The organism is Micromonospora antibiotica, from assembly GCF_017599305.1.
In the GTDB taxonomy this organism is placed as follows: domain Bacteria; phylum Actinomycetota; class Actinomycetes; order Mycobacteriales; family Micromonosporaceae; genus Micromonospora; species Micromonospora antibiotica.
In genome coordinates this window covers 37,137-52,847 of record NZ_JAGFWR010000026.1, presented here as the reverse complement: position 1 = coordinate 52,847, position 15,711 = coordinate 37,137, and the positions used below count along the sequence as shown (strand labels likewise).

Below are 15,711 nucleotides of genomic sequence, written 5' to 3'. Positions count from 1 at the left end.
GGGAGAAGTGGCGTGAACAGGTGGAAACGGCTGGCCCCGGTCACCGCCATCGTGGCCTCGGCCGCGATGGTGCTCGCCGGTTGCGGCGGTTCCGGCGACGACGAAGCCGCCGACGACAGCAAGCTGACGGTCTGGATGATGGGCGAGGGGAGCGACGCCCAGACGACGTTCCTCGACGGCGTCGAGACCGAGTTCCGGCAGCGGCACCCCGACACCGACGTGGTGGTCCAGTACATACCCTGGCTGGAGGCGCCGAAGAAGTTTCAGGCCGCGCTCGCCGGCGGCGAGGGCCCGGACGTCACCGAACTCGGCAACACCGAGACCCAGGGCTGGGCGGCCCAGGAGGCCCTCGCCGACGTCTCCGGCAGGTTCGGCAGCTGGGCCGACGGCAAGGACGTCCTGCCCGACCTGGTGCGCAACGCGCAACTCGACGGCAAGCAGTACGGCGTCCCCTGGTACGCCGGGGTGCGCGCGATCTACTACCGCACCGACTGGTTCGCCGAGGCCGGCGTGCAGCCGCCGAAGAACTGGGACGACCTGGTCGCGGTCGCCAAGGCGGTGCAGGCCAAGAAACCCGGCACCTACGGCATCGCCCTGCCCGGCAACTCCGAGCTGCCCTTCTACTCCTTCCTCTGGGGTGCCGGCGGCGAGATCGCCACCGACCAGGGCGGCACCTGGAAGTCCGGTTACACCAGCCCGCAGGTGCGGCAGGCGGTGAAGTTCTGGACCGACCTGGTGACCGTGCACAAGGTCGCCCCGCCCGCCGCCGCCGGATGGAACGAGATCGACGCCCGTACCCAGTTCGCCACCGGCAAGGCGGCGATGGCCTTCGCCGGCAGCTGGCAGGCCGGCGCGATCAAGAAGGACAACCCCGACATCGAGAAGGTCTGGGGCACCTTCCCGATCCCCGGCCCGGACGGCAGGCCGGCCCCGGCCTTCGCCGGCGGCTCGGACATCGCCCTGTGGCGCGACAGCAAGCGGCAGGACCTGGCCTGGGACTACCTGACCGTGCTGCTGAACAAGAAGAACGCCCAGACCTTCGCCGGCAGCCTGGGGTTCTTCCCGGTCTACGCCGACCTCGTGCAGGGCGGGAACTACGCCGACGACAAGCTGATGGCGGCGTTCGCCAGCACCATGCAGCGCACCCGGGTGACGCCGTTGACCCCCAAGTGGGTGGAGGTCAGCCGGACGAAGACGGTCACCCAGGCGATGAACAGCTCGATCATCAAGGGGCAGAAATCGGTCGAGCAGGCCACCGGTGACGCCGCCGCCGAGATGGAAAGCATCCTCAACGCCAAGTGAGCACGCTGACCGAGCGCACCCGGACGGACGCCGCGCGGAAGACCCCCGCGCGGCGACGGTCCCGGGTGGACCGCCTGCCGTACCTGCTCCTGCTGCCCTGCCTGGTCGTGATCGGGGTGCTGCTGCTCTGGCCGTTGGGTCAGGTGGTGACGATGTCGTTCTTCCGGCTCGACAACGTCCGGCAGCTGCGCGGGGACCGGGAGTGGCCGTTCGTCGGGCTGGCGAACTACCCCCAGATCCTCGGCGACCCGTTCTTCCGTACGGTGCTGCGCAACACGGTGCTCTTCGCCGCAGCGAACGTGCTGCTGACGATGGTGCTGGGCACCCTGGTCGGGCTGCTGCTGCACCGGCTCGGCCGGAAGATGGCCACCTTCGTGGCCGGTTGCGTGATGCTGGCCTGGGCCACCCCGGCGCTGACCGGCACGATCGTCTGGAAATGGATCTTCGATGACACCTCCGGTCTGGTCACCTGGGCGTTCAACGCCCTGCCCGACGGGCTGTCGCAGGCGCTCTTCGGCCGCACCGACTGGTCGGGTTACGGCTGGTTCAACTCGCCGCTGCTGTTCTTCGCGATCCTGACCCTGGTGGTGGTCTGGCACTCGTTCCCGTTCATCGCGGTGAGCGTGCTCGCCGGGCTCAAGAGCGTGCCGAGCGAGCTGCACGAGGCGGCCCGGGTCGACGGGGCCGGCCCGTGGACGGTGTTCTGGAAGATCACCTTCCCGCTGCTGCGGCCGGTCTTCGGCATCCTGGTGGTGCTCTCCACCATCTGGGACTTCAAGGTCTTCACCCAGCAGTTCGTCCTGGCCGGCGGCACCCAGGACCGGCCGACGTTCATGCTCGCCATCTACTCGTACGCCGAGGCGTTCTCCCCACCGCCCAGGTATGGCGTGGGCTCGGCCATCGCGGTCATCCTCACGCTGATCCTGCTGCTGGTGACCGGCCTGTACGTCCGGATGGTGCTCAGACAGGAGGACGAGTCGTGAAGAAGGTCGCCCTCAACGGTGCGGGCCTGCTGGTGGCGCTCTTCGCCGTCTTCCCGGTCTACTGGATGGTCGCCACCTCGCTGAAGCCCAACCGGGAGATCTTCTCGGCCACCCCCCGGCCGGTGCCGGCACACCCCACCCTGGAGCACTACCGGGAGATCCTCACCGGCAACCTGATCCCCGGCGTGACCTTCGGCGACTTCCTGTTCAACAGCGTGCTGGTGGCCGTCAGCACGGTCGTGCTGAGTGGCCTGGTGGCGCTGCTGGCCGCGACGGCGGTGGCCCGGTTCCGGTTCCGGCTGCGGACCACCTTCCTGATCTTGCTGCTGGTGGTGCAGATGATCCCGCTGGAGGCGCTGGTCATCCCGCTGTTCCTGATGATCCAGCGGCTCGGCCTCTACAACACCCTGCCCAGCCTGATCCTGACCTACCTGGGCTTCTCCCTGCCGTTCGCGGTGTGGATGCTGCGCGGCTTCGTCGCGGCGGTGCCCAAGGAGCTGGAGGAGGCCGCCGCCATCGACGGGGCGAGCCGGTCGCAGATCTTCCGGAAGGTCCTCTTCCCACTGGTCGCGCCGGGCCTGGTGGCGACCAGCATCTTCTCCTTCATCACCGCCTGGAACGAGCTGATCTTCGCGCTGACCTTCGTCAACGACCAGAGCCGTTACACCCTGCCGGTGGCGATGACGTTCTTCTTCGGCCGCGACGACACCGCCTGGGGGTCGGTGATGGCCGCGTCCACCCTGTTCACCCTGCCCGTGATCGTCTTCTTCCTGCTGGTGCAGCGCCGGATGGTCTCCGGTCTGGTCGCCGGTGCGGTCAAGGGCTGAGCCGGGACGGTGACCACCCGCGCCCGGCCGTACCCTGGGGTCATGACGGGCAGGGTGGTGGCGGTGAACCTCGGCGTGGTGACGCAGGCGCAGTGGGCGGGCGACGCGAGCGGACGCAGCGGCATCGACAAGCGGCCGGTCGACGGCCCGGTGCTGCTGCGCGCCGACGGGGTGGCCGGTGACTTCATCGGTGAGCGGGCCCAACACGGCGGCCCCGACCAGGCGGTCTACGCCTACGCGCAGGAGGACGCCGGCTGGTGGTCGGCCGAACTGGGCCGCGACATCAGCCCCGGCGGGTTCGGCGAGAACCTCACCACCTGGGCGGTGGACGTCACCGGCGCGGTGATCGGCGAACGCTGGGCCGTCGGGTCGGCGCTGCTCCAGGTCACCAAGCCGCGTACCCCGTGCATGACCTTCGCCGGCTTCTGGGGGGTGCCCGACCTGATCAAGCGGTTCACCGTCCGGGCCATGCCCGGGGCGTACCTGCGGGTGCTGCGCGACGGCGAGGTCGGCGCGGGCGACCCGGTCGAGGTGGTGGACCGGCCGGCGCACGGCGTCACCATCGGCGAGGTGTTCCGGGCCACCAGCCTGGAACCGGAACTGCTGCCCCGGCTGCTCGACGTCCCCGACCTGCCCGAATCGACCCGGGAGAAGGTGCGTCGCCGGCTGAACGTCGCCGGCTGACCGCACCGGCCCGTCGACCCGTCAGGCGCGGTCGGCGAAGACCTCGGCCAGCACCCTCGCCTCGGTCGGCCGGCCGTCGGAGACCTTCGCCCACCGGCCGTTGTCGGCGCTCCACTCCAGACCGTCGAAGCGGACCCGTTTCACCCCGTGGTCGGGGGCGTGCGAGACCAACCAGTGCGCGTACCGCCAGCCGTCGCGGACGTCCGTGGCGGGCACCGTCACGTCGGTCAGCTCGGCCACCGCCCCGGCGTCGGGCAGGCCCCAGTCGAGGGTCAGGCCACGGGTCAGCTCAGCCGCCGCCGCCTGCCCGCGCATCACCGGGGTACGCCCCACCGTGCAGGCCACCGCGCCGGTAGCCTCGCCGAGCAGGGCCCGCGCCAGCACCTGGGACTCGTCGGCCCACTTCTGGTACGCCGTCGGGTACGCCGACCGCTGCACCGCCTGGGCGGCGTCGGTGACCTCCATCCGCTCCCAGCCGCGCACCTTCTTCAACGCCTTGTAGAACCGGGTCGCCGCGTACCGCTGGTCGCGGATCTGCTCCGGGGTGCCCCAACCCTGGCTGGGGCGCTGCTGGAAGAGGCCGAGCGAGTCCCGGTCACCATGGGTGAGGTTGCGCAGCCCCGACTCCTGGTAGGCGGTGGCCAGGGCGACCACCACGGCCTGTTCGGGCATCTGCCGTTGCATGCCGATCGCGGCGATGGTGGCCGCGTTGGCCATCTGGTCGGCGTCGAGCTTCACGGTGCCGTCGGCCTGAACGGTGCAACTGCGGCCCGCGATGGGGAGCCGAAGCTCCCCGTCGAACTGACGGACTCCCCAGCCCCCGACGATGGCGAACAACGCCACCACGACACCGGCTGCCACGAATGTCCGTGTCCGCACCCGCACCTCCTGTTTCAGGGTCGGAGCCAGCCTACGTCGTCATCCGGGGACCCCGGGTCGGTCGACCGGTTCACGTTCCCGCACGGAACCGGAAGAAACCAGCTCAATCCGTCGGTACCCAGGCGGCGTCCCGCCGCTCGCGGAACGCCGCCACGCCCTCGCGGCCCTCGGCCGACAGGAAGTAACCGGTGGAGCGGGCGGACAGGTCGGCGATCTCCGCCCGCAGGTCCGTGGCCGGCGGTCGGCGCAGCAACTCCTTCGTCCCGGCCAACGCCCCCGGCGCCCCCCGGACCAGCGACGCGCAGTACCCGGCCACCGCCGCGTCCAGCTCGGCGGCCGGTACGGCGGCGGTCACCAGGCCCACCTCGGCGGCCCGCCCACCCTCGAAGGTGTCGCCGGTCAGGTACAGCTCGGCAGCGGCCCGGGGATGCAGCCGGGGCAGCACGGTCGCCGAGATCACCGCCGGGATCACCCCGATCCGCACCTCGGTGAAGGCGAACGTCGCCTCCTGCGCGCAGACCGCCAGGTCCGCCGCCGCGATCAGGCCCAGACCGCCGGCCCGCGCCGGCCCGGCCACCTTCGCCAGCACCGGCTTCGGGCACTCCCGCACCGCCACCAGCACGTCACCGAGCATCCCGGCCGGCACCGACCCGCTGGCGTACGCCGCCGCCGTCTCCTTCAGGTCCGCCCCGGAGCAGAAGACCGGGCCGGTGTGGTCCAGCACGACCACCCGGACCGCGTCGTCGGCGACCGCCGCGGCGATCCCGGCCAGCAGCTCGGTCATCAGCGCCGTGGACAGCGCGTTGCGGTTGTGCGGGCTGTCCAGGGTGAGCGTGGTCACCCCACGGGCCGTGGCGACCCGCACGAGTCGGTCGGGAGAGGTCATGCCGGGCACACTAGTGGCCATGCCCGGCGTCCTTCCAGATGGTGAGACCGTTCCCGTCGACGGCGCGCTGCCCACCACCGCCCTGCGGGAGGTCGGCGCGCGCGGTTTCGGCGTCTACCTGCACGTACCGTTCTGCGCCAGCCGCTGCGGCTACTGCGACTTCAACACCTACACCGCCGCCGAGCTGGGCGCAGGCGTCAGCCGGGCGTCGTACGCCGACACCGTGCTCGCCGAGCTGGCGCTCGCCGCCAGGGTGCTCGGCGACGCCCCGCCACCGAGGGTCGACACGGTCTTCGTCGGCGGCGGCACCCCCACCCTGCTACCCGCCGACGACCTGGCCCGCCTGCTGGACGGCATCGACCGCACCTGGGGCCTGGCCGCCGACGCCGAGGTGACCACCGAGGCCAACCCCGAGTCGGTCACCCCGCAGTCGCTGAAGACCCTGCGGGCCGCCGGCTACACCCGAATCTCGCTGGGCATGCAGTCCGCCGCCGCCGGGGTGCTGGCGGTCCTCGACCGTACCCACCGCCCCGGCCGGGCCGCCGAGGCCGCCCGGGAGGCCCGCGACGCCGGGTTCGACCACGTCAACCTGGACCTGATCTACGGCACGCCGGGGGAGCGCGCCGAGGACTTCGCCGCCTCACTGGACCAGGTCGTCGCCGCCGGGGTCGACCACGTCAGCGCGTACGCCCTGATCGTGGAGGACGGCACCCGGTTGGCGGCCCGGATGCGGCGCGGCGAGCTGCCGTACCCCTCCGACGACGTGGCGGCCGACCGTTACCTGGCGGCGGAGGCCGCCCTCGACGCGGCCGGGTTCTCCTGGTATGAGGTCTCCAACTGGGCCCGCAGCGAGGCGGCCCGGTGCCGGCACAACCTGCTCTACTGGACCGGGGCCGACTGGTGGGGCCTCGGCCCGGGGGCGCACAGCCACGTCGGTGGGGTGCGCTGGTGGAACGTCAAACACCCCAGCGCGTACGCGCAACGGCTCGCCGCCGGGCACTCGCCCGGCCTGGCCCGGGAGATCCTCACCCCGGCCGAGGCGCACATGGAGGACGTGATGCTGCGGCTCCGGCTCGCCTCCGGGCTGCCGCTGGACGTGCTGGACGACGCGGGCCGGGCCGCCGCCGCCCGCGCGCTCGCCGACGGGCTGCTGGATCCGGTGGCCTACCCGCAGGGGCGGGCGGTGCTCACCCTGCGGGGCCGGCTGCTGGCCGACGCGGTGGTCCGCGACCTGCTGCCGTGAGCGTGGTCCCGCCGGCCCGCCGCGCACCGCAGCGGGGCGGGCCGGGGCCGGCGGTGGTGCCCGACCGGCCGGGGGAGCGGCCGGCCGGGGTTCACTTGATGAAACTGGTGGACATCGGGTAGCGGTAGGCCTGACCCTCGTTGGCCTTCATGCCGGCGATGATCCCAAACAGGATCTGGATCACCACGACCGCGATGCTGGGCAGGAAGAGCAGGCACCAGCTCACGAAGAGCAGCACGAACGCGATGATCGACCAGAGGATCTGGAAGTTCAGCGCGGCCAACGCCTGCGCCCGGACGGCCGGCGACTGCTGACCGCGTACCAGGTAGGCGATCAGCGGGGCGACGAAGCCGAGCGGGCCGAGGCTGATCAGCGCGCCGGCGGCCCCGCCGAAGTGCGCGACCAGCGCCCAGGTCTTGTCCTCGCTGTTGGCGTATCCACCGGTCGGGGCGCCGTACGCGCCGGCGGTCGGATATCCGCCACCGGCCGGCGGGTAGCCACCGGGCGGGCCGTAGCCCCCCGACGGGTCGTAGCCCCCCGACGGCGGCTGGTCACCGGTGGGCGGCGGATACCCGCCGGGCGGGGGATACCCGCCTGCACCCGGTGCCCCGGACAGTGGTGCGGTGGGCGGCTCATATGGCGAGCCCTGGCCAGCGTTCGGGTCCGGCGGGTAGCCGTCCCCCGCGCCGGGCGGGCGAGGTGGTTCAGTCATGCCCGTCACGGTAGGGGCTGCCGGCAAGGGTGCACCAGAGCGACACTGGTGAGGTTGGCCTCGACATTCGGTCAGCGGCCACGCCGGCAACCCACCGGGGCGGTCGCACCGACGGTCCGTCGTTGATCAACGCAGCGGCGGTACTGCCGTCGTAGACTGGCACTCGCTACAGTCGAGTGCCAGAGCGCTCGCCGGACGCGTCAGAAGTCCGGTCGCCGTGCGACAGGAGGTGGGAGATGGGTCTCGACGACCGCAAACTCGCCGTGCTGCGGGCGATCGTCGAGGACTACGTCGCCACGCAGGAGCCCGTCGGCAGCAAGACGCTCGTCGAGCGGCACCAGCTCGGGGTCTCCCCGGCGACCGTCCGTAACGACATGGCGGTGCTGGAGGAGGAAGGCTACATCCGGCAGCCGCACACCAGCGCCGGCCGGGTGCCCACCGACCGGGGCTACCGCCTCTTCGTCGACCGGCTCTCCCGGGTCAAACCGCTCAGCCCCGCCGAGCGTCGGGCCATCGAGCGGTTCCTGGTCGGCGCGGTCGACCTCGACGACGTGGTGCACCGCACCGTACGGCTGCTGGCGCAGCTCACCCGGCAGGTCGCCGTCGTGCAGTACCCGTCGCTGGCCCGGTCGTCGGTGCGGCACCTGGAGCTGGTGCCGATCTCCACCACCCGGCTGATGCTGGTCATGATCGCCGACACCGGGCGGGTCGAGCAGCGGCTGGTCGAACTGCCCACGCCGGTCCCCGCCGACGACGTCACCGACCTGCGCCGGCTGGTCAACGAGAAACTGGTCGGCAGTCGGTTGTCCGACACCCCACCGCTGGTCCAGGCGCTGGTCGAGGAGTCCGCGCCGCACCTGCGCGGGGCCATGACCACCCTGTCCACCGTGCTGCTGGAGACCCTCGTCGAGCGTACCGAGGAGCGGTTGGCGCTCGCCGGCACCGCCAACCTCACCCGGGGCGGCCTGCTCGACTTCCAGGGTTCGCTGCGACCCATCCTGGAGGCGCTCGAAGAGGAGGTCGTCCTGCTCAAGCTGATCGGCGAGGCCGAACCGAGCACCACCCGGGTGCTGATCGGCGACGAGAACGAGGTCGACAACCTGCGGGCCGCCTCGGTGGTCAGCACCGGGTACGGCCCCGGCAGCACCATCGTCGGTGGGCTGGGCGTACTCGGCCCGACCCGGATGGACTACCCCGGCACCATCGCCACGGTGCGGGCCGTGGCACGCTACGTGGGCGAGCTGCTGGCCCAGAACTGACCAGTCAGGGCCGACGGCCGGCTCCGGCCGCCGACCGGCGCAACGCGAGACGAACATGAGGACACGGAACGCAGTGGCCAGGGACTACTACGGCATTCTCGGCGTCGGCCGGGAAGCCTCCGATGACGAGATCAAGCGCGCCTACCGCAAGCTGGCGCGGCAGTTCCACCCGGACGTCAATCCGGACCCGGAGGCACAGGAGAAGTTCAAGGACATCAACGCCGCGTACGAGGTCCTCTCGGACGACCGGAAGCGGCAGATCGTCGACCTGGGCGGCGACCCGCTCGCCCCGGGCGGCGGGGGCGCCGGTGGCCCGGGCGGCCCCGGCGGGGCCGGCCCGTTCGTCGGCTTCCAGGACATCATGGACGCCTTCTTCGGTGGTGCGGCCGGTGGGGCGCGCGGTCCGCGCCCGCGTACCCGCCCCGGAGCCGACGCGATCCTGCGGCTGGAACTGGACCTGCACGAGACCGCCTTCGGCGTCGAGGCCCCGATCACCGTCGACACCGCAGTGCTCTGCACCACCTGCTCCGGGGCGGGCACCGCAGCCGGCACCCACCTGGCGACGTGCGAGGCGTGCGGGGGCCGGGGCGAGGTGCAGTCGGTGCAGCGGACCTTCCTCGGCCAGGTGGTGTCGGCCCGCCCGTGCACCGTCTGCCAGGGCTACGGCACCACCATCCCGCACCCCTGCCCGACCTGTGCCGGCGACGGCCGGGTGCGGACCCGCCGCTCGCTGACCGTCAAGATCCCCGCCGGGGTCGAGGACGGCATGCGGATCCGGCTCGCCCAGCAGGGTGAGGTCGGCCCGGGCGGCGGCACCGCCGGTGACCTCTACGTCGAGATCCACGAGCGCCCGCACGACGTCTACTCCCGCAAGGGCGACGACCTGCACTGCCGGGTCACCGTCCCGATGACGGCCGCCGCGCTGGGCACCCGACTGACCATCAAGACGCTTGACAGCGAGGAGACGGTCGACGTCAAGGCCGGCACCCAGCCGGGCAGCACGCTGCGGCTGCGCGCCCGGGGCGTACCGCACCTGCGGGGCACCGGCCGGGGTGACCTCTACGTCCACCTCGACGTGCGTACCCCCACCAAGCTCGACGCCGACCAGGAGAAGATGCTGCGGGACTTCGCCAAGACCCGGGGCGAGGAGGTCGCCGAGCTGAGCAAGCAGGGCGGCTTCTTCTCCCGGATGCGCGACGCCTTCAACGGCCACGCCTGACCCGGGCCGGCCCCGGGCTGGTTCGGACCCCCGTCAGCGGTGCCCTGGTCAGCTCGGGTGTGGCGGTCCTACCCCGGAGCGGTTCTGACCCACGGTTCTGACTCGGGGCGGTTTCTGACCCACGGTTCTGACCCGGGGCGGTTCTGATCCGGGGCGGTGGTGTGTCCGGCGGTTTGCTCCGGGGCGGTGGTGTGCGGGGCGGCCCGGTCCGGGGCGGCGGTCTGTCGGGCGGCCCGGTCCGGGGCGGTGGGGGCCGGGCCGGTTAGCCTGATCGGCGTGTCCGCGCCGCTGTTCCTGGTCGAGTCGCTGCCCCCTGCCGACCAGCTCACCCTGGACGGCCCCGAGGGGCACCACGCCGCCACCGTGCAACGGCTGCGCGTCGGCGAGGAGCTGCTGCTCGCCGACGGTCGGGGTGGCACCGCCACCGCCGTGGTCACCGCCGTCGGCCGGGGCACCCTGGACCTCACCGTCACCTCCCGGGGGTACGTGGACGCGGACGTCCCCCGGCTGGTCGTGGTGCAGGGCATCGCCAAGGGCGACCGGGGTGAACTCGCCGTGCAGGCGATGACCGAGGTCGGGGTGGACGAGATCGTGCCCTGGGCGGCGTCCCGCTCGGTGGTGCAGTGGCGCGGTGACCGGGGCGTACGGGCCAGGGAGAAGTGGGCTGCGACCGCCCGGGAGGCGGCCAAACAGGCCCGTCGTGCCTGGTTGCCGGTGGTGGCGGGAGCACCGGACGAGTCCACCGCCACGGTGGCCCGCCGGATCGCCGGGGCCGGCGCGGCGTTCGTCCTGCACGAGGAGGCCGAGGAGCGGCTGACCACGGTCGAGCTGCCGACCACCGGCGAGATCATCCTCGTGGTCGGCCCCGAGGGCGGCATCGCCCCGACCGAGTTGACCGCCTTCACCGAGGCCGGTGCCCGCCCGGTCCGGTTGGGCCCCTCGGTCCTGCGTACCTCCACCGCCGGCGTGGCCGCCCTCTCCGTCCTCTCCACCCGCCTCCCCCGCTGGTAACCCCCTCTTCCCCTCCCTCCCTCGCCCCACCTCCGCCCCACCTCGCCCCCGCCCTCACCTCCCCCCTGGCCCCCGCCCCCTGGCCCCCGCCTCCCTCCGCCGCCCCCGCCTCGCCCCGGTGATCAAGAGGTTTACGTCATCCGCGAGCCAAATTCCGCCCCAAACCTCTTGATCACCAGCCCCCAACGCCGAGGACGGGTCGGTGAGGCCGGTGATCAAGAGGTTTACGTCGTCTGAGGGCTTGAAATTGGCGTAAACCTCTTGATCACCGGGGCGAGGCGGGGACCGGGGGTGGGGGAAGGTGGGGGCCGGGAGGGGCCGGTGGGGCTGGACTGGGCGGGGTGGTGGGGGAACGCGGGGAGCCGGGAGGGGCCCGTGGGGCTGGATGGGGCTGGGGAGTGGGGGTGGTGGGGGTGGTGGGGGTGGTCTTTAGAGTGGGGGGATGGGAGCTGACTGTCTGTTCTGCCGCATCGTCGCCGGGGAGATTCCGGCCACCATCGTCAAGGAGACCGCCAGCACCCTGGCATTCCGCGACATCGGGCCGAAGGCGCCGGTGCACGTGCTGGTCATCCCCAAGGAGCATTACGCCGACGTGGCGACGCTCGGCCAGGGTGACCCGGCGCTGGCCGGTGAGGTGCTGGCCACGGCTGCCGCGGTGGCCGAGGACGAGGGGCTGACCGGCGACGGCTTCCGGCTGATGTTCAACACCGGCCCGTACGGCGGGCAGGAGGTCTTCCACGTGCATGCCCACCTGCTCGGCGGTGCGCCCCTGGGCCCCATGCTGGTCCGGGACCTGGGGTGACGTCCGGGACTGAGCCGCAGCCCGCTGCGTCGCCCGATCCCGACGGGGGTCCCGCCGCGACGGTGACGCGGCGTCGGCTGGAGCGGATGGTCCGGCAGGTTCAGGCGCAGGCCCGGGTGCCGGCGCTGGCGGTGGCGCTGCACCGGGCCGACCGTCCGCTCTGGACCTGCGAGGTGGGCGGCACCGGCAACGACACCGTGCTCGGCCCGCAGAGCCGGTTCCGGATCGGTTCGGTCACCAAGACCTTCACCGCCGTGCTGGTGTTGCAGTGCCGCGACGACGGGCTGCTCGACCTGGACGACCCGCTGGGCCGGCACCTGGACCTGCCGGCGCACGGCGAGCTGACCGTACGCCGGTTGCTGTCGCACACCGCCGGGCTGCAACGGGAGCCGTACGGGGACGTCTGGGACACGCTGCGCGCGCCGCAGGTGGACGAGTTGATCGCCGATCTGGTCCGGGCCGAGCGGGTGTTGCCGACAGGGCGTCGCTACCACTACTCCAACCTGGGTATGGCGTTGCTCGGCCGGCTGGTCGGCGCGTTGCGGGGCGGCACCTGGGCGGAGGTGCTCGCCGAGCGGGTGCTCACCCCGCTGGGGTTGGCCGACACCTCGGTCGACCCGGGGCCGCAGGCGGTGACCGGGTTCCTGGTCGACGCGTACTCCGACGAGGCGCATCCGGAGCCGCCGACCGACTTCGGGGCGGTCGGGCCGGCCGGCCAGTTGTGGAGCACGGCGACGGACATGGCCCGGTGGGCGGCGTTCCTGGCGGACCCGGGTGCGCTGGACCCGACCGGGGCGGTGCTCGCCCCGGCCACCCTGGACGAGATGCGCTGGCCGGTGACGATCACCGACGAGACGGTCTGGAAGGCCGGCTTCGGGCTCGGGCTGATCCTGGTGCCGTACCCGGACCGGGTGGTGCACGTGGGGCACGACGGTGCGATGCCCGGCTTCCTGGCCGGGGTCTACGGCCGGCGCGGCGGTGACGGCACGGCCGGCGCGACGGGCTGCGCGGTGCTCGCCTCCTCGGGCACGGCGGCGCAGGTGCTGGATCTGCCGCACCGGTTGCTGGCCGCCGCCGTCGAGCACGACCCGGCGGAGATCCCGCCGTGGCGTCCGGGCACAGGTGCGCCGGGGCCGCTGCGCGGGGTGCTGGGCCGCTGGTGGGGCGAGGGATTCGAGTACGTCTTCAGCTGGCACGAGGGGACGCTGCGGGCCCGGGGTGCGGACGATCCGGTGGGTCGGCCCCCGGCGGTCTTCGCGCCGACGCCGCAGTCGCCTGACGTGTTCCGGACCGTGGCCGGGCGGGAGGTCGGGGAGTTGCTGCGGCTCACCCGCGACGCCGACGGGACGGTGGTCACGATGCACTGGGCCACCTACCGCTTCACCCGCCGCCAGGAGACCTTCGACCGGTACGACTTCCGGGCCTGACTGGGCCGGGGCCCGATGCGGGACCTCCCCGGGCCGCCCTCGGCCGGGCCGCCCCCGGGTCGGGTTAGCGCACTGGCCGGGCCCCCGGGTCGGGCCGCCCCCGGTCGGGCCGCCCTCCCGCCGGGCCGCCCTCCCGCCGGGCCGCCCTCCCGCCGGCCGCTCCCCCGCCGGGCCAGCGCACCGGACCGCTGGGGGAGCGGGTACGACCGCCCGGTCCGGCCGGGCGGAAAAAGTGACACGGTGCCGCCGGTGCGGAGCGGATACGATGGGCGTATCGTCCGCACGCCGTGCCAGCAGGGCACGGCGCGAGATGGAAGCAGGTGGCGCAGGGCCCCACGGCCCGACCTATGACCGGCACCCCACCTCCCGGCCCGCCCCGGGTGCAGACCAGGATCACGGTTCCCGATGCCAAGATCATGGTCAATCTGCTCGGCGCGGGCGACGAGATCCTGCGACTCGTCGAACGTTCGGTCACCAGTGACGTGCACGTCCGTGGCAACGAGATCACCATCACCGGTGCGCCTGCGGACAATGCTCTCGCCGAGCGCCTCTTCAGCGAGCTGCTCGAACTGATCGAGAAGGGCGAGACCCTGACCACTGACGCTGTCCGGCGTACCGTCGGCATGCTCGAACAGGGCGGCACCGAGCGGCCCGCCGAGGTGCTCACCCTCAACATCCTCTCCCGGCGCGGGCGCACCATCCGCCCCAAGACGCTGGGTCAGAAGACGTACGTCGACTCGATCGACGCCAACACGATCGTGTTCGGCATCGGCCCGGCCGGCACCGGCAAGACCTACCTGGCGATGGCGAAGGCCGTCCAGGCGCTGCAGGCCAAGCAGGTCAGCCGGATCATCCTGACCCGGCCGGCGGTCGAGGCGGGCGAGCGGCTGGGCTTCCTGCCGGGCACCCTGAACGAGAAGATCGACCCCTACCTGCGCCCGCTCTACGACGCGCTGCACGACATGCTCGACCCGGAGTCCATCCCGAAGCTGATGGCCGCCGGCACCATCGAGGTGGCGCCGCTGGCGTACATGCGGGGTAGGGCGCAGCCCTACGACGCGAAGGTGCTGACTCCGGAGGGTTTCCGACCGTTCGGGTCGCTGCGGGTCGGTGACCTGGTCATCGGCGCGAACGGGACGCCCACGCCGGTGATCGGCATCTATCCGCAGGGCCCCAAGCAGGTATACCGGGTCACCACGCAGGACGGGGCCTCCACCCTCTGCTGCGGTGAACACCTCTGGACGGTCGCCACCCCGGAGGACAAGCGGCGCGGCGGTCGGCGCACCCTCGAGACGCACGAGATGATCGGCAAGGAACGGCGGGGTCACATCCGCCGGTACGAGCTTCCGGTCGTGGCACCGGTGCAGCTCGAGTCGCAGGACGTTCCGCTCGACCCGTACGCCCTCGGTCTGCTGCTCGGCGACGGCAGCATCTCGTTGCGGACCACCCCGGCCTTCAGCACCGCCGACCCGGAGCTGGCCGACGCGCTCGACGCAGCGCTGCCCGACATCGAGCTGGTGCGCAAGAGCGACTACGACTACGTGCTCCGGCACGTCAACGGTCACCGGGGCGGGGTGATTGTCGGCAACCCGGTGACGCTCGCGCTCCGCGAACTGGGCCTTGCCGGTGTGAAGTCGGGGACCAAGTTCGTGCCCGACGTCTACCTGCAGAACAGTCTCGGCGTCCGGCTGGCCGTTCTGCAAGGGCTGCTGGACACCGACGGGGGGCCGGTCGTCCAGGCGGGGCGCACCTGTCGGGTGCAGTACTCGACGACCTCGACCCGGTTGCGGGACGACGTCGTGCACCTGGTCCAGTCGCTCGGTGGAGTGGCGACCTGGCGGGTACGGGAGGCCGAGGGACGCAAGCCCGGTCTGGCCAACGGGCTTACGGTCCCGTGTCGCGCCGACGCCTACGTCGTGGAGATCCGGCTACCGGCCGGTGTCCCGCCGTTCCGCCTGGCCCGCAAGCGCCAGCGGTACGACGAGCACGGCGGCGGACGACCGATGCGGTTCATCGACTCGATCCTGCCGGCCGGGGTGCAGGAGACGATGTGCATCCAGGTCGCGGCGGAGGACTCGTTGTACGTGACCGACGACTTCCTGGTCACCCATAACACCCTCAATGACGCGTTCATCATCCTGGACGAGGCGCAGAACACCACGCCCGAGCAGATGAAGATGTTCCTCACCCGGCTCGGTTTCGGTTCCAAGATCGTGGTGACCGGTGACGTCACCCAGGTGGACCTTCCCGGCGGGACGGCCAGCGGGCTGCGGGTGGTCCGGGAGATCCTGGCAAACGTCGAGGATGTGCACTTCGCCCAGCTCTCCAGCGCGGACGTGGTCCGGCACCGGCTGGTCGGGGAGATCGTCGACGCGTACGCCCGCTGGGACGAGCGGGAGAACCAGCAGGCGCAGGGCGTGCACGCCGTGCCGGGGCGGACCGCCCAGGGCGGCCGGGCCGGCCGCCGCCGCTAACCA

The 15,711-nt window shown here is 72.3% G+C and carries 13 protein-coding genes and 3 pseudogenes; 13 read left to right on the top strand and 3 right to left on the bottom strand.

Annotated elements, in window-relative coordinates:
* Positions 1-12 precede the first annotated feature (12 nt).
* The 4 genes from JQN83_RS27800 to JQN83_RS27785 are packed head-to-tail and all read left to right on the top strand — an operon-like array spanning position 13 to position 3,796.
* On the top strand, positions 13-1,302 hold the full coding sequence (locus tag JQN83_RS27800; protein WP_208570118.1) for a sugar ABC transporter substrate-binding protein: 1,290 nt from the start codon (positions 13-15) through the stop codon (positions 1,300-1,302).
* Positions 1,299-2,285, top strand: a complete 987-nt coding sequence (locus tag JQN83_RS27795) for a carbohydrate ABC transporter permease (protein WP_208570117.1) — start codon at positions 1,299-1,301, stop codon at positions 2,283-2,285. Before JQN83_RS27800 ends, JQN83_RS27795 begins: the two co-directional genes overlap by 4 nt.
* Complete coding sequence (locus tag JQN83_RS27790; RefSeq protein ID WP_208570116.1) at positions 2,282-3,112, top strand: carbohydrate ABC transporter permease; 831 nt, start codon at positions 2,282-2,284, stop codon at positions 3,110-3,112. The genes JQN83_RS27795 and JQN83_RS27790 overlap by 4 nt, the downstream gene beginning before the upstream one ends.
* Positions 3,113-3,154: 42 nt before the next feature.
* Entirely contained in the window at positions 3,155-3,796 is a 642-nt protein-coding gene (locus tag JQN83_RS27785) for an MOSC domain-containing protein (RefSeq protein ID WP_208570115.1), read from the top strand.
* A gap of 21 nt (positions 3,797-3,817) precedes the next feature.
* Here JQN83_RS27785 and JQN83_RS27780 read toward each other — a convergent pair whose 3' ends face one another.
* A complete protein-coding gene (locus JQN83_RS27780; RefSeq protein ID WP_208570114.1) occupies positions 3,818-4,681 on the bottom strand; it encodes a hypothetical protein in 864 nt (287 codons plus the stop codon).
* Between the two features lie 97 nt (positions 4,682-4,778).
* Entirely contained in the window at positions 4,779-5,561 is a 783-nt protein-coding gene (locus tag JQN83_RS27775; protein ID WP_208570113.1) for an enoyl-CoA hydratase-related protein, read from the bottom strand.
* Positions 5,562-5,580: 19 nt separating this feature from the next.
* Between JQN83_RS27775 and hemW the strand changes: the two genes are divergently transcribed.
* Positions 5,581-6,804 (top strand): radical SAM family heme chaperone HemW, encoded by a 1,224-nt coding sequence (gene hemW, locus JQN83_RS27770; RefSeq protein WP_208570148.1) that lies wholly within the window; start codon positions 5,581-5,583, stop codon positions 6,802-6,804.
* 91 nt (positions 6,805-6,895) lie between these two features.
* Here hemW and JQN83_RS27765 read toward each other — a convergent pair whose 3' ends face one another.
* A complete protein-coding gene (locus tag JQN83_RS27765; RefSeq protein ID WP_208570112.1) occupies positions 6,896-7,516 on the bottom strand; it encodes a DUF4870 domain-containing protein in 621 nt (206 codons plus the stop codon).
* Positions 7,517-7,752: 236 nt separating this feature from the next.
* On the opposite strand from JQN83_RS27765, the gene hrcA reads away from it, so the two are divergent.
* The 8 genes and pseudogenes from hrcA to JQN83_RS33485 form a co-directional block, all read left to right on the top strand.
* Entirely contained in the window at positions 7,753-8,775 is a 1,023-nt protein-coding gene (hrcA, locus tag JQN83_RS27760) for a heat-inducible transcriptional repressor HrcA (RefSeq protein WP_208570111.1), read from the top strand.
* Between the two features lie 73 nt (positions 8,776-8,848).
* Complete coding sequence (dnaJ, locus tag JQN83_RS27755) at positions 8,849-9,994, top strand: molecular chaperone DnaJ (protein WP_208570147.1); 1,146 nt, start codon at positions 8,849-8,851, stop codon at positions 9,992-9,994.
* Positions 9,995-10,270: 276 nt separating this feature from the next.
* On the top strand, positions 10,271-11,005 hold the full coding sequence (locus JQN83_RS27750; RefSeq protein ID WP_208570110.1) for a 16S rRNA (uracil(1498)-N(3))-methyltransferase: 735 nt from the start codon (positions 10,271-10,273) through the stop codon (positions 11,003-11,005).
* A gap of 442 nt (positions 11,006-11,447) precedes the next feature.
* Positions 11,448-11,807, top strand: a complete 360-nt coding sequence (locus JQN83_RS27745; RefSeq protein ID WP_208570109.1) for a histidine triad nucleotide-binding protein — start codon at positions 11,448-11,450, stop codon at positions 11,805-11,807.
* A gap of 86 nt (positions 11,808-11,893) precedes the next feature.
* Complete coding sequence (locus JQN83_RS27740) at positions 11,894-13,234, top strand: serine hydrolase domain-containing protein (RefSeq protein WP_208570108.1); 1,341 nt, start codon at positions 11,894-11,896, stop codon at positions 13,232-13,234.
* A 347-nt stretch (positions 13,235-13,581) separates the two neighbouring features.
* Positions 13,582-14,277: pseudogene (locus tag JQN83_RS33495) on the top strand (PhoH family protein); the annotation flags it as partial.
* Positions 14,266-15,084: pseudogene (locus JQN83_RS33490) on the top strand (LAGLIDADG family homing endonuclease); the annotation flags it as partial. The pseudogenes JQN83_RS33495 and JQN83_RS33490, both read left to right, overlap by 12 nt.
* A gap of 264 nt (positions 15,085-15,348) precedes the next feature.
* Positions 15,349-15,708, top strand: a pseudogene (locus tag JQN83_RS33485) (PhoH family protein); the annotation flags it as partial.
* Between the last annotated feature and the right edge of the window lie 3 nt (positions 15,709-15,711).